At 60.1% G+C, this 13,693-nt stretch carries 10 protein-coding genes, 4 tRNA genes and 1 pseudogene; 6 read left to right on the top strand and 9 right to left on the bottom strand.

Annotation, left to right across the window (positions count from 1 at the left end; translation table 11 throughout):
• Positions 1 to 146 precede the first annotated feature (146 nt).
• Both LIY36_RS09185 and LIY36_RS09180 read right to left on the bottom strand, forming a co-directional pair.
• A tRNA-Asp gene (locus LIY36_RS09185) sits at positions 147 to 223 on the bottom strand.
• Positions 224 to 242: 19 nt separating this feature from the next.
• Positions 243 to 318, bottom strand: a tRNA-Val gene (locus LIY36_RS09180).
• A 200-nt stretch (positions 319 to 518) separates the two neighbouring features.
• Between LIY36_RS09180 and LIY36_RS09175 the strand changes: the two genes are divergently transcribed.
• The 3 genes from LIY36_RS09175 (at position 519) to LIY36_RS09165 (ending at position 4,538) form a co-directional block, all read left to right on the top strand.
• Positions 519 to 1,037 (top strand): sigma-70 family RNA polymerase sigma factor, encoded by a 519-nt coding sequence (locus tag LIY36_RS09175; protein ID WP_226455484.1) that lies wholly within the window; start codon positions 519 to 521, stop codon positions 1,035 to 1,037.
• A 6-nt stretch (positions 1,038 to 1,043) separates the two neighbouring features.
• The gene (locus tag LIY36_RS09170) at positions 1,044 to 2,027 is read left to right on the top strand and encodes a FecR family protein (RefSeq protein ID WP_226455483.1); all 984 of its coding nucleotides are present in this window, start codon (positions 1,044 to 1,046) and stop codon (positions 2,025 to 2,027) included.
• 78 nt (positions 2,028 to 2,105) lie between these two features.
• Positions 2,106 to 4,538, top strand: a complete 2,433-nt coding sequence (locus tag LIY36_RS09165; RefSeq protein WP_226455482.1) for a TonB-dependent siderophore receptor — start codon at positions 2,106 to 2,108, stop codon at positions 4,536 to 4,538.
• A gap of 219 nt (positions 4,539 to 4,757) precedes the next feature.
• On the opposite strand, the gene LIY36_RS09160 is transcribed toward LIY36_RS09165, so the two are convergent.
• The 4 genes and pseudogenes from LIY36_RS09160 to LIY36_RS09145 all read right to left on the bottom strand — a co-directional run bounded on the left by LIY36_RS09160 (position 4,758) and on the right by LIY36_RS09145 (position 6,534).
• Positions 4,758 to 5,210, bottom strand: a complete 453-nt coding sequence (locus LIY36_RS09160) for a hypothetical protein (protein ID WP_226455481.1) — start codon at positions 5,208 to 5,210, stop codon at positions 4,758 to 4,760.
• Between the two features lie 76 nt (positions 5,211 to 5,286).
• Positions 5,287 to 5,778 (bottom strand): annotated as a pseudogene (locus LIY36_RS09155) (two-partner secretion domain-containing protein); the annotation flags it as partial.
• A 584-nt stretch (positions 5,779 to 6,362) separates the two neighbouring features.
• Positions 6,363 to 6,439 (bottom strand) — tRNA-Asp (locus tag LIY36_RS09150).
• 19 nt (positions 6,440 to 6,458) lie between these two features.
• Positions 6,459 to 6,534 (bottom strand) — tRNA-Val (locus LIY36_RS09145).
• A gap of 159 nt (positions 6,535 to 6,693) precedes the next feature.
• Here LIY36_RS09145 and rdgC point away from each other — a divergent pair.
• From rdgC to sugE, 3 genes are all read left to right on the top strand, one after another.
• Positions 6,694 to 7,614, top strand: coding sequence for a recombination-associated protein RdgC (rdgC, locus tag LIY36_RS09140; protein WP_192298869.1), 921 nt, complete (start codon positions 6,694 to 6,696; stop codon positions 7,612 to 7,614).
• Between the two features lie 173 nt (positions 7,615 to 7,787).
• Positions 7,788 to 8,753 (top strand): bile acid:sodium symporter family protein, encoded by a 966-nt coding sequence (locus tag LIY36_RS09135; protein WP_192298868.1) that lies wholly within the window; start codon positions 7,788 to 7,790, stop codon positions 8,751 to 8,753.
• Positions 8,754 to 8,862: 109 nt separating this feature from the next.
• A complete protein-coding gene (sugE, locus tag LIY36_RS09130) occupies positions 8,863 to 9,177 on the top strand; it encodes a quaternary ammonium compound efflux SMR transporter SugE (RefSeq protein ID WP_105524638.1) in 315 nt (104 codons plus the stop codon).
• 118 nt (positions 9,178 to 9,295) lie between these two features.
• On the opposite strand, the gene LIY36_RS09125 is transcribed toward sugE, so the two are convergent.
• The 3 genes from LIY36_RS09125 to LIY36_RS09115 all read right to left on the bottom strand — a co-directional run bounded on the left by LIY36_RS09125 (position 9,296) and on the right by LIY36_RS09115 (position 13,658).
• Positions 9,296 to 11,164 (bottom strand): MFS transporter, encoded by a 1,869-nt coding sequence (locus tag LIY36_RS09125; protein WP_226455480.1) that lies wholly within the window; start codon positions 11,162 to 11,164, stop codon positions 9,296 to 9,298.
• A gap of 67 nt (positions 11,165 to 11,231) precedes the next feature.
• Positions 11,232 to 12,380, bottom strand: coding sequence for a TDT family transporter (locus LIY36_RS09120; RefSeq protein ID WP_226455479.1), 1,149 nt, complete (start codon positions 12,378 to 12,380; stop codon positions 11,232 to 11,234).
• A 93-nt stretch (positions 12,381 to 12,473) separates the two neighbouring features.
• Entirely contained in the window at positions 12,474 to 13,658 is a 1,185-nt protein-coding gene (locus LIY36_RS09115; protein ID WP_226455478.1) for an MFS transporter, read from the bottom strand.
• Positions 13,659 to 13,693: the final 35 nt, after the last annotated feature.

The following is a 13,693-nucleotide window of genomic DNA, read 5'->3' as shown; positions in this document are numbered from 1 at the left end:
GTCATGGCGCACCGGCACAGTTCAAGGTGAACGTGCAGTGCACAACGGCAAGGCGCCAAGAGGAAAATCGCAGACGAAAAAAAGCCCGCTCAATGAGCGGGCTTTCTAGTGGTGACCTGGCGTTCAGTGTTCCAGGTTACCGAATATGGCGCAGCGGACGGGACTCGAACCCGCGACCCCCGGCGTGACAGGCCGGTATTCTAACCGACTGAACTACCGCTGCGCGTAACACTTGAAGCGAATGGTGGGTGATGACGGGATCGAACCGCCGACCCTCTGCTTGTAAGGCAGATGCTCTCCCAGCTGAGCTAATCACCCTTCGTTTCGGTGTGGGCGGCATCATACATCAAAAATCCGCAATGTCTTGATTTAAATGCAATTTATTTGAAATATTTTTCTGTAGACGGCGCAAACCCCGTAAATACGGGCTTGCGGGGCCCAAACGCGACTCTATTGCGTTTACCTGACACTTGGCCTCACAATTAAAAACCATTCTCAATAACGCTCGAGCCACGCCTATGTCTGTGGGTGAACCGCCCTTCCAGCGGGAAATTACCGCGCTCTACAGCGAGCATCACGGCTGGCTGCTGACGTGGCTGCGGCGCAAATTGGGCTGTCGCCAGAACGCGGCGGACCTGGCGCAAGACACCTTTGCGCGCATCCTCAATGCACGCGAATCCGTGGCGCACATCCGCGAACCACGGGCGTACCTGAGTACCACGGCGCGACGCCTGGTAATCGATCAGGCGCGACGCAGGCAGATTGAACAAGCGTATCTGCAAGAGTTGGCACTGACGGTGGACGCCCTGGAAGGGTTCCAGTCGCCGGAACAGATCCACACCACCCTCGAAGCCCTGGAGCAGATCGCGTTTATCCTCGAAGGCATGCATGAGTACTCGCGCCAGGCGTTCGTACTCTATTACCTCGAAGAATTGACCCAGCAACAGATCGCCCAACAGCTGAAGTTGTCGGAACGCACCGTGCGCAAGTACCTGATCCAGGCACTCATGCATTGCAGCCATAGCCTGGATACTTGATCGCACATGCCCGACGCCCGCCAACAGATCGAAGAGCAAGCCGCCGAATGGATGCTGCGCCTGCACGAAGGGGAACTGAGCGAGGCCCAGCAGCTGGCATTCGAATGCTGGAAGCAACAGGGCCCGCACTACGCCGCAGCGGCCGCGCGCATGGAAGAAGTCATCACCCGGATGCAGGCCCTGCGTGGCACCAGGTCGCCGGCGCGGTCGGCATTAAGCGCGGCGTTTGCCCACCAGAAAGCCCATCGCCGCAAAAATGCCGTACGCGCCCTGCTGCTGGCGTGCAGCCTGGCGATTCCAGCGGCGGCGCTGCTGGTCAGCCCGTACCCGCAACAATGGATGGCCGATGTGCACAACGGTCCGGGTCAGTGGCAAACCCTGCAACTGGCGGACGGTTCCACGTTGACGCTGAACGGGATCAGCGCGGCGAACCTGCATTTCGACGCCGTGCAGCGCCGCATCGAGCTGCTGCAAGGCGAGATCCTGGTGGAGGTGGCTCACGACCCGGCCCGGCCGTTTATCGTGCAGACCGCCCAAGGCACCTTGCGGGCGCTGGGCACGCGGTTTGTGGTCAAGCGTGACGGTGATGTCACCGTATTGAGCATGTTGCAGTCGCGGGTCGCGGCGCAGAGCGCGAACACCCAGCAGATCCTGGAAGTCGATGCCGGCACCCAGGCCCTGCTCAGCCACGACGGCGTGCGCCTGAGCGGCCGCATCGACCCCGCCAGCATCAATGAAGCCTGGCGCCGTCACCAATTGGTCGTGGACAACCGGCCATTGCCCGAGGTGCTCGATGAGATCGCCCGTCACCATGCCGCACATGTGCAATTCGACCGCGCTGCCCTGCAAAACCTGCGCGTATCGGCGGTGATCCCCCTGGACGACAGCGACCACGCCCTGCAGTTACTCGCGCAAACCTTACCGATCAAGGTCAGAAACTTTACCAATTGGCTGATCTTCGTCGACCGCGACGACAGCGCCAAAAAATAATTATTCGCATTAGCTTCCGGTTTTTTCAGACTTGCCCGTCAAGAAAGGTAATTCGACACGTAAAGGATTGCCTTCACCATGCAGACCCCTTCCTACTCACGCGGGCGCTTTGACCTACTGAAAATCGCGCCGCTGTCCTTGGCCATATTCAGCGCTACGGCGTTGAGCATCAGCCCGGTGCAGGCGGACACGAGCAACATCGCCGCCCACGCCTACGACATTCCCGCAGGCCCTTTGGGCGCCTCGCTCAATCGCTTTGCGCAACAGGCCGGCGTGGCCATCGTGTTTCAATCCCCCGCGCTGGAGGGCCTCAACGGCCCCGGGTTGCAAGGCAATTACGCCATCCAGGAGGGCTTCGACCGCCTGCTGCAAGGCAGTGGTTATCGCGCGGTTAAAGACGGCCAGGTATATGCGCTGCAGCCCGCCCCCACCGCCGACAACGGCACCCTGGAACTGGGCCCGACCCAGGTCAGCGCCAACCTGCTGGGCAACGTCACCGAAGACACCGGTTCCTACACCCCCGGCGCCATCGCGACCTCGACCCGCCTGGTGCTGACGCCCAAGGAAACCCCGCAATCGGTGTCGGTGGTCACCCGCCAGCACATGGATGACTTCGGCCTGAACAACGTCGACGACGTGATGCGCCACACTCCCGGCATCACCGTGTCGGCCTTCGACAGCGAGCGCAGCAACTACTATGCGCGCGGCTTCTCGATCAACAACTTCCAGTACGACGGCATCCCCTCGACCGCACGTAATGTCGCGTACTCGGCGGGCAACACCCTGAGCGACATGGCGATCTACGACCGCGTCGAAGTACTCAAGGGCGCCACCGGCCTGCTCACCGGCGCCGGCTCACTGGGCGCGACCATCAATCTGGTGCGCAAGAAACCCACTGCAGACTTCCAGGGCCACGCAAGCCTCGGCGCCGGTTCGTGGGACAACTATCGCAGCGAACTGGACGTCAGCGGCCCGCTGACCGACAGCGGCAATGTGCGTGGCCGAGCCGTCGCGGCGTACCAGGACAAGCATTCCTTCATGGACCACTACTCGCGCCAGAGCCCGACGTACTACGGCATCATGGAATTCGACCTGTCACCCGATACCCTGTTGACCGTAGGCGGTGACTACCAGGACACGCTGCCAAAGGGCTCGTCCTGGTCGGGCAGCTTTCCGCTGATCGACTCCCAGGGCAATCGCAACAGCGTCAAGCGCTCGTTCAACAACGCGGCCGAGTGGAGCAGTTGGGAGCAATACACCCGCACGGTATTCGCCATGCTGGAACATGACCTGGGCAACGGCTGGATCACCAAGCTGCAACTGGACCACAAGATCAACGGCTACCACGCGCTGATGGGCTCGATTCAGGGCGACCAGCCGCAGCCGGATGGCACCGCGCAATTGACCTCGGGCAAATACACCGGCGAGACCGTCAGCGATTCCGCCGACCTGTATGTGAGTGGACCGTACAGCCTCGGTGGGCGTGAACATGAGTTGGTGCTGGGTGGTTCGATCAGCGCATCGGAATGGAATGGCAAAGGTTATTGGAACCTGGCGCCCAATATCGTCGACTTCAATAACTGGCGCGGCCACGCGACGATGCCGGACTGGGGCAAGGCGCAATCGCTGATCGACGACACCGTGCGCCAGACCGGCGCCTATGCGACCACGCGCCTGAACCTCGCCGACGACCTCAAGGTGTTGCTCGGCGCACGCCTGGTCAACTATCAGGTCACCGGCTACAACCCCAACTATCGCGAGTCCGGGCGGGTCGTGCCGTATGTCGGTGCGGTCTACGACCTGAACGACACATACGCGGTGTACGCCAGCTACACCGACATTTTCATGCCCCAGGAAAACTACAACCGCGACCGCGACAACAAGCTGCTGGAGCCGGACGAAGGCCAGAACTGGGAGCTGGGGATCAAGGCCGACTTCCTCGATGGCCGGGTCAACGCCAGCGCGGCGTACTTTGAGATCCATGAGTCCAATCGCGCGCTGTCTGACGACGAGTACAACAACCTCAAGCCGACACCGAGCAACTATGCCTACAAGAGCAGCAAGGCGGTAACCAAGGGTTATGAAGTGGAGATGTCCGGCGAAGTCGCTCCAGGCTGGCAGCTCCAGGCGGGCTACACACACAAGATTGTGCGTGACGATCAGGGCGTGAAGATCTCCACGTTTGAGCCTGAAGACCAGGTCAAGCTGTACACCACCTACAAACTCAAGGGCAACCTCGACAAGTTGACCGTCGGCGGCGGCGTGCGCTGGCAGAGCGTGGGTTGGCAGGACATCTACAACAGCCCGCGCGGCGGCTATGAAGAGTTTTCCCAGGATGCCTATTGGCTGGTGGACTTGATGAGCAAATACCAGATCAGCAAAAACCTGTCGGCGACACTCAACGTCAACAACATCTTCGACAAGTCCTACTACACCAACATCGGCTTCTATAACTCTGCCGCCTATGGCGAGCCGCGCAACTTCATGGTCACCACACGCTGGGATTTCTAAACGCCAACAGACCTTGTGGCGAGGGAGCTTGCTCGCCACAAATAAAAATCGCAGACAAAAAAAGCCCGCTCATTGAGCGGGCTTTCTACGTTCAATATTGCAATGAGGCGGCGCGGATCACTTGAGCAGTCTGCTACTCAATCAAGTGGACCGAAGTTCCAGGTGCTAGCGCACGTGCGTCGGCTACGTGTTTCAGGATCTGATCATGAGTCATCGCGTTTACTTGACCAGCACCTTATCGATTTCCTGAACCAGGGACCTTGGTGCGGGCGTATCGGCGTAATGCTGAGCCATCTCCATTGGGTCGACCATTGGCGTGGTTACCCCGTCGAAGGAGAAACCGCCGACCACATAGCGTGCGAAGGTAGGCGACGCCGGGTCTTCATCGACCTGCCAATACCCGTCATACCGTGTCGCCAGGTACTCGCCGATGTAGTAACCGATACGGGTAATGAACCATACACGGTTGGCCTCACTGATCACTGCACTTCGAAAACCGCTGTCCAATTGGGCCAAAAATTTCCCGGGCGTGTTCAGGACCTCGTGAGGTTGTTCAAACCCTAGGCTGGTGCAGAATTCATGGAGCACCGGCAGGCGCTCGGATTTGAATGTTGAAAAACCAGCCTTGCGACGCGCCAGCAATTGCTCGTCTGCCCCTTCGAAGTTATCCATGCAGCCCTCATCAATCAATTATGAATAAGCACATCAATTTTATTTAACTCCAGCATCTTTGATAACTCTTGAGGTTGAGGCGACTCGGATTGCTCGAGTTCACTTCGTTGAGAATCACCCGTGCCGAACCGCCACTCAGCGCCGCATTGCCTTCGATCCAACCGCCCAATTGGGTACGACTGTTGGTCGCCGAGTTGTTGAGAATGACGCCGCGTGAATCGACATCAAACTGCTGATAGGTATTGCGTGACACCCCACCCGCACTCGGCGCGGTGATGTTGACTTGGGTGACACCGCTACCGGTGGCACCGATACCCGGGCGCTGCCCCGCAGGCGCTGAGGGATCAGCAATCACGGCGGCTTGAGCCGAAGCCGCCACCAGTGTAATCAGGCCAAGCCCCAGCATCATGGCAAAACGCAAAGGCGTCAGCCGCTCTTCGCAGACGGGTGCAACCGTTGTGCAACCCAAGCTACCGGCGGCTTTGGCGCCACTGCTGACGTTCTCGGCGACCACCATCAACAAGCCACGAGCCTTGTTGAAAACGATGCGGTACAAATGCTTGTTCATGTTCAATTCCTTTTGAGCTGCGCCATTCCTGAGCGGTGCCAGAGGCAGAGAGAGAAGCGTCGGGCTACAGGGTTGGTAGCAGATGTGCAGCGAACCCGGCGTGAGCTTCGGCGCTGAAGTTCAGCCAGGACATCAAAAACACCGGACAGCCCTGGTCGCTGGCGAGAATGAATTGGCTGGGCTGCTTGAGAGGGGTTGCGCTGAACAGGTCATAGGCAACCTGCGCATATCCGCCGCACAGACCAACGACCCAGCCCAACAGGCCAGCGCACGAACAAATGGATGGGGTATAAAAAACATGACACGTCCCTGATAGTGAAACTTCCTACACGCGCCGTTGGTCCGTGAGTAAGCAGAAAAGTGCAATTCAGAGAGGCAAAGAAACCGTCGAGGACGCCTTTTGTGGCGTAGCTCTCATTTATCGGAGCGTGCGCGTGGGCAAGAAGCGGCACGTAACCGCGCGCCACATCCAAGGTGTGTTCATACGAAAATATGCAAGGAAGGAATTTCAGGCACAAAAAAGCCCGCTCAATGAGCGGGCTTCCTGTGGTGACCTGGCGTTCAGTGTTCCAGGTTACCGAATATGGCGCAGCGGACGGGACTCGAACCCGCGACCCCCGGCGTGACAGGCCGGTATTCTAACCGACTGAACTACCGCTGCGCGTAACACTTGAAGCGAATGGTGGGTGATGACGGGATCGAACCGCCGACCCTCTGCTTGTAAGGCAGATGCTCTCCCAGCTGAGCTAATCACCCTTCGTCTCGGTGTGGCGCGCATTCTACGGAGCGACCCAAGGTCTGGCAAGCACTTTCTTAAATCTTTTTTTTGAGGCCTTCCAATGGCTTAGGCAGGGTTGGCCTCAGACGTGATCAAGACAATAATGCCCGCCTTTGTATAAAGGAGAGACTCACCCCATGTGGTTCAAGAACCTGCTTATCTATCGCCTGACCCAAGATCTGCCTGTTGATGCCGAGGCGTTGGAAGCGGCCATGGCCACCAAACTGGCGCGCCCGTGTGCCAGCCAGGAGTTGACCACTTACGGTTTCGTCGCGCCTTTCGGTAAAGGTGAAGACGCTCCCCTGGTTCACGTCAGCGGTGACTTCCTGCTGATCGCTGCGCGCAAGGAAGAACGTATCCTGCCGGGTAGCGTGGTGCGTGACGCACTGAAAGAAAAAGTCGAAGAAATCGAGGCCGAGCAAATGCGCAAGGTCTATAAGAAGGAACGCGACCAGCTCAAGGATGAAATCATCCAGGCTTTCCTGCCGCGCGCCTTTATCCGTCGTTCGTCGACCTTCGCTGCCATCGCGCCGAAACAGGGCCTGATCCTGGTGAACTCGGCCAGCCCGAAACGCGCCGAAGATCTGCTGTCGACACTGCGTGAAGTGATCGGCACCCTGCCCGTTCGCCCGCTGACCGTAAAAACAGCGCCAACCGCGATCATGACCGACTGGGTCACCACCCAGAAACCGGCCGATGACTTCTTCGTCCTCGACGAATGCGAACTGCGCGACACCCACGAAGACGGCGGCATCGTACGCTGCAAGCGCCAGGACCTGACCGGCGAAGAGATCCAGCTGCACCTGACCACCGGCAAAGTCGTGACCCAACTGGCCCTGGCCTGGCAGGACAAGCTGTCCTTCATGCTTGACGACAAGATGACCGTCAAACGCCTGAAGTTCGAAGACCTGCTGCAAGACCAGGCGGAACAGGACGGCGGCGACGAAGCCCTGGGCCAACTGGACGCAAGCTTCACCCTGATGATGCTGACGTTCGGCGAGTTCATCCCGGCACTGGTTGAAGCTCTGGGCGGTGAAGAGACGCCACAAGGCATCTAAGCCATGTGAAGTTCCACCTATAGGAGCGGGCTTGTGTGGGAGCGGGCTTGCTCGCGAAAGCGGAGTGTCAGTCACTAAATCCGTTACTGAGCCACCGCATTCGCGGGCAAGCCCGCTCCCACATTTGATTGGGTTTCCAAGCAGAGTCATTCACTAATAACAAGGACACTCCCATGCGCGCACTCGCCGCCCTGAGCCGCTTCGTCGGCAATACCTTCGCCTACTGGGTGCTGATTTTCGCGGTACTGGCGTTCCTCGAACCGGGCTGGTTCATCGGCCTGAAAACCGCCATCGTGCCGCTGCTGGGCCTGGTGATGTTCGGCATGGGGCTGACCCTCAAGATTGATGACTTCGCCGAGGTCGCCCGCCATCCGTGGCGCGTCGCCCTGGGCGTGGTCGCGCACTTTGTGATCATGCCGGGCGTGGCGTGGTTGCTGTGCCAGGCCTTCCACCTGCCGCCGGAAATTGCCGTCGGCGTGATTCTGGTCGGTTGCTGCCCAAGCGGCACCTCGTCCAACGTGATGACCTGGCTGGCCCGTGGCGACCTGGCGCTGTCGGTGGCCATCGCCGCCGTCACTACCCTCCTCGCCCCGCTGCTCACCCCGGCGCTGATCTGGTTGCTGGCCTCGGCCTGGCTGCCGGTATCGTTCATGGAGCTGTTCTGGTCGATCCTGCAAGTGGTGCTGCTGCCGATCGTGCTCGGCGTAGTCGCGCAGCGTGTGCTCGGCGAACGCGTAAGGCATGCGGTGGACGTGTTGCCATTGGTATCGGTGGTGAGCATCGTGATCATAGTCGCCGCGGTGGTGGCCGCCAGCCAGGCGAAGATCGCCGAATCGGGCCTGCTGATCATGGCCGTGGTGATGCTGCATAACAGCTTCGGCTACCTGCTGGGCTACTTCACCGGCCGCGTGTTCAAGCTGCCATTGGCGCAGCGCAAGTCGTTGGCGCTGGAAGTCGGCATGCAGAACTCCGGGCTGGGCGCCGCATTGGCCAGTGCACATTTCTCGCCGCTGGCGGCGGTGCCGAGTGCGCTGTTCAGCGTCTGGCACAATATTTCCGGGGCATTGCTGTCGACCTACTTCCGCCGCATGAGCGAGAAAGAAGACCGTCGCATACTGGAAAACACCCCACAAACTTGATCCGCCGGGCACAGTTCGGCACTCTAACGAACTTCGCGGGGACGACCCCGCGACGCTCTCAAGCGCCTAATCCGGGGACGACCCCACGTCTATATAGAAGAGGGTCAGCATGTCCTGGATCATTCTGTTTTTTGCCGGATTGTTTGAAGTCGGCTGGGCCGTCGGCTTGAAATACACCGATGGCTTCAGCAAGCCCCTGCCCACCGCCCTGACGATTGTCGCCATGGCCATCAGCCTTGGCCTGCTGGGGCTGGCCGTGAAGGAACTGCCGCTGGGCACTGCGTATGCGGTGTGGACCGGGGTGGGCGCCGTGGGTACGGTGATCGCTGGGATCATCCTGTTCGGGGAATCCATGGCGTTGTTTCGGTTGGCCAGTGTGGCGTTGATTATTTGCGGGCTCATTGGGCTCAAGATCAGCACTTAGGCCACTACCGCTTTCGCGAGCAAGCCCGCTCCCACATTCGCCCGTATTCCAAAAGTGGAACGCGGTCAAATGTGGAAGCGGGCTTGCTCGCGAAGAGGCCCGCCCCTTCAACACAAACCTACCTGACACTTCCCCGCAACCCACCAACCACCTCCTGCAATCTTGCAGGCGTCGGCTCTGGCACTGGCTCACCCGCCACCAACACCACCCGCGACCAGACCCGGTGAAAGAAGCCCTTGTTCGGATCGCGACTGAAAAAGCTCCCCCACAACCCCTGCAACGCCAGCGGAATCACCGGCACCGGCGTCTCCTCCAGAATCCGCGTCACCCCACCGCGAAACTCATTCATCTCGCCGTCAGCCGTCAACTTGCCTTCCGGAAAGATGCACACCAACTCGCCGTCCTTCAGATACTGCGCAATCCGCGTGAAGGCCTTTTCGTAGATCTGAATGTCCTCATGCCGCCCGGCAATCGGAATCGCTCCGGCCGTGCGGAAGATAAAGTTCAGCACCGGCAAGTGGTAGATCTTGTAGTACATGACGAAGCGAATCGGCCGACGCACCGCGCCGCCAATCAACAGCGCATCGACAAACGACACGTGGTTGCACACCAGCAATGCCGCGCCCTCATCCGGGATCGCTTCCAGGTTGCGGTGCTCCACGCGGTACATGGAATGGCTGAGCAGCCAGATCATGAAACGCATGGTGAACTCGGGCACGATCTTGAAGATGTAGGTGTTCACCGCGATGTTGAGCAGCGACACCACCAGGAACAACTCCGGAATCGACAGCTTGGCCACGCTGAGCAGCAGGATCGAGACAATCGCCGACACCACCATGAACAATGCATTGAGAATGTTGTTCGCCGCGATCACCCGTGCGCGTTCGTTCTCGGCAGTACGCGACTGGATCAGCGCATACAGCGGCACGATATAAAAGCCGCCAAACACGCCCAGCCCGAGGATGTCGAACAACACCCACCACGCCTGGCCATGGCTCAACACCGCGAGCCAATCGTTGGCCTGTACGTTCTGCGGGAAGCCGCCTGAGTGCCACCACAGCAGCAGGCCAAACACCGTCAGGCCGAATGAACCGAACGGCACCAGGCCGATTTCCACCTTACGCCCGGAGAGTTTTTCGCAGAGCATCGAACCGAGGGCGATACCCACCGAGAACACGGTGAGGATCAGCGTCACTACAGTTTCGTCGCCGTACAACCATTCCTTGGCGTAGGCCGGGATTTGCGTCAGGTAGATCGCACCGACAAACCAGAACCACGAGTTGCCGACAATGGACCGTGACACCGCGGGTGTCTGCCCCAGGCCCAGGCGCAAAGTGGCCCAGGATTCGCTGAAGATATTCCAGTTCAAACGCAGCCCCGGCGTCGACGCCGCCGCCCGCGGAATACTGCGGCTGGCCAGGTAACCGAGCACCGCCACGCCGACAATCGCCACCGCTACCACTGGCGCGTAATGGGTCGACGACATCATGATCCCGGCGCCAATGGTGCCGGCCAGGATCGCCAGGAACGTACCCATCTCCACCAGGCCGTTGCCGCCCACCAGCTCATCTTCGTGCAGGGCCTGGGGCATGATCGAGTACTTCACCGGCCCGAACAGCGCCGAATGGGTGCCCATGGCAAACAACGCCAGCAGCATCAATTCCAGATGGTTGGTCAAGAAGCCCGCGGCGCCCACGGCCATGATCACGATCTCGCCGATCTTGATCGCGCGGATCAACGCGTCCTTGTTGAATTTCTCGCCAAACTGCCCGGCCAGCGCCGAGAACAGGAAGAACGGCAGGATGAACAGCAACGCGCACAGGTTGACCCAGATCGAACGGTCACCGTCGATGGTCAGCTTGTAGAGAATGGCGAGGATCAGCGATTGCTTGAAGATGTTGTCGTTGAAAGCACCCAGCAACTGGGTAATGAAAAACGGCAGGAAGCGCCGTGTGCGCAGCAAGGTGAATTGCGAGGGGTGGCTCATCGTCCGTGTTCCTGCGTGGCCTGTTTTTTTGTAAAAGCATTCAGGCCACGACTTTACCTAATCCGGCTTACTTATTCCCTAGTCCTGCAATACACGGCGAAACAAAAAGCTCACCTTTATAGGCGCCCTGCACGGTGCGCCTGGCGACGATCAGCCACATCAACGCCAACGTCAGCACCAGCACACTGCCGAACACACTGAAGAACCCCAGGTGCAGCAGGCTCGCCAGCTTCAACGTGGCCAGCGCATACACGCCCAGTGGAAAGGTAAACCCCCACCAGCCGAGGTTGAATGGGATGCCCGCACGCAGGTAACGCAGGGTGATCAACACGGCGATCAGCATCCACCACAAACCGAAGCCCCACAGGGTAATACCGGCCACCAGGCCCAGGCCGCTGGCCATCTCGCCGACACCGGGCATGCCGTTGGCGGCAAAGATCGCCGGGGCGTCGCCGCCGAGCAGCAACATACCCAGGGCACCAGTGCCGATCGGGCCAAGGGCCAGCCAGCTCGACGCAGCCATATTGGCGTGGGGCAGTTTATGCAGGGCCATGCGCAACATCAGGATGGTCAGGATGCTGAACGCCACCGGCAAGGAAAACGCCCACAGTACGTAGCCTGTCACCAGCATCACCAGTTGCCCATGGGCATCGGCCAAGTGCGGCGCCAACAGGCCACCGCTGGCAGCGGCCACTTCAGCAGCGACCACGGGCAGCAGCCACACGGCCGTCATCTGGTCGATGCTGTGTTCCTGGCGGGTGAACATCATGAAGGGGATCAACACGCCACAGGCCAGGGCCATTGCCACGTCCAGCCACCACAGGGCTTCGGCCAGCGGTATCACATCGCCGCCCCAGCGCGGCAAGCCGAACAACAGCAAACCGTTGAGAATGGTCGCCAGGCCCATGGGGATGGTGCCGAAGAACATCGAAACCGTGGAGTGCCCGAAGATCCGCCGCGCCTCGTGGAAAAACATCACCCAGCGGGCCGCATACAATCCGCTGAACAATACAAACAGGCCGATGGTGAACCACCACAAGCCTTCGGCGATGGCGTACAAGCCCGGCAGGTTGACCGGCACCTGCGCCAAGGCCAGCGCCAGCACGCCGGTGCCCATGGTCGCGGCAAACCAGTTGGGGGTGAACTGGCGAATCACTTCCCGTGGCCGGGCCAGGTGACTGAAGGGTTTGTAACTGATGGTATTCGAGCAGGTCATGATGGTTATCCTCTTCCTCGCATGAGGTTGAGACCATGGTAGAACCCAATCGAATATCTATATAACGGGTAATTTCTCTAACTGTTATCTGTTTTACCTATAAGCACGTTTTACCGAGCCCTGTACCAGCAGACCGCCCAGGGCACCAAGCGATAGCAGGATCAGCACAACGCCATAGCCATCGGTGGTGGCGATCAGGCCGAAACTGCGGATCAGGTTGCCCGCCAGCAGCGACGGCAGGCAGAACGCCAGGTAGCTCAACACATAAAACGCCGACATCAGGCCGGCCCGCTCGTGGGGCAGCGCCAGGGGCACCACGCTGCGCAACGCGCCAAGAAAACCGGCGCCGAAACCGCTGCCCGCAACCAGCGTGGCCATGAAAAACAGCGGCAGACTGGCACTGTGCACCGCCATGAGGATCAGCCCCACACCGACGGCCAGCAGGCTTGCCCCCAGGCGCAGGACTTTGTCGGCAGGCCGATTGCGCAGGCTGAAGATCATCAGCGCGCCGCTCAAGGTCAGCACCGCCACCAGCCCACCGCCGATCAGGTTGGACGTGGAACCGGTCGCTGCCCGTACCAGCGAGGGCGCCAACGACAGATAGAACCCGCCCATCGCCCACACCGCCACATCCACCGGCAGCGACAACCACAAGGCCCGGCGCGCCTGGGGCGGCACATGCAAGGTCGGGCGCAACGAGGCCAAGGCTCCCGGAATGCGGCTCACGGTTTCCGGCAGGCGCCATACGTACAGCGCCTGCAACAGCATCAGCACGAACAGTGTCCAGTAGATCAACTGCGTCGGCAGCGGCGCGAACTCCACCAGCACGCTGCTGCCCATCGCACCGCACGCCATACCCAGCAACGGCGCCACACTGTTGACCAGCGGCCCCTGCTGGCGATCGTGGTCGAGCAGCGCGGCACCGAGCACGGCGGTGGCCATGCCAGTGGCGAAACCTTGCAACGTGCGTGCAGCAATCAGCCAGGCAACGCTGCCCTCATTGATAAACAGCAACATCGCCAGCATATCCAGGACCAGCGCGGCGAAAATCACCGGCTTGCGCCCCAGGTGGTCCGACAGCGAGCCCACGGTCAACAACGCCGCCAGCAGGCTGATGGCATAGACCCCAAAGATCAGCGTAAGCATGCCCGCGGAAAAATGCAGGCCTTCCTGATACAGGTGATACAACGGCGTCGGCGCGCTGGAAGCGGCGAGGAAGGTCAGCAAGGTGATCGCCAGGAACACCAGGCTGGAACGGTTAGAAGGGTTGCTGGACATGGGCACGCTCCGCTAAAGCTAATATTTTGCTTTTG

This window comes from Pseudomonas sp. AF03-9 (genome assembly GCF_020515815.1).
Lineage (GTDB): Bacteria > Pseudomonadota > Gammaproteobacteria > Pseudomonadales > Pseudomonadaceae > Aquipseudomonas.
Note: the sequence above shows the minus strand (reverse complement) of the source record. Positions and strands in the feature narration are given on the sequence as shown.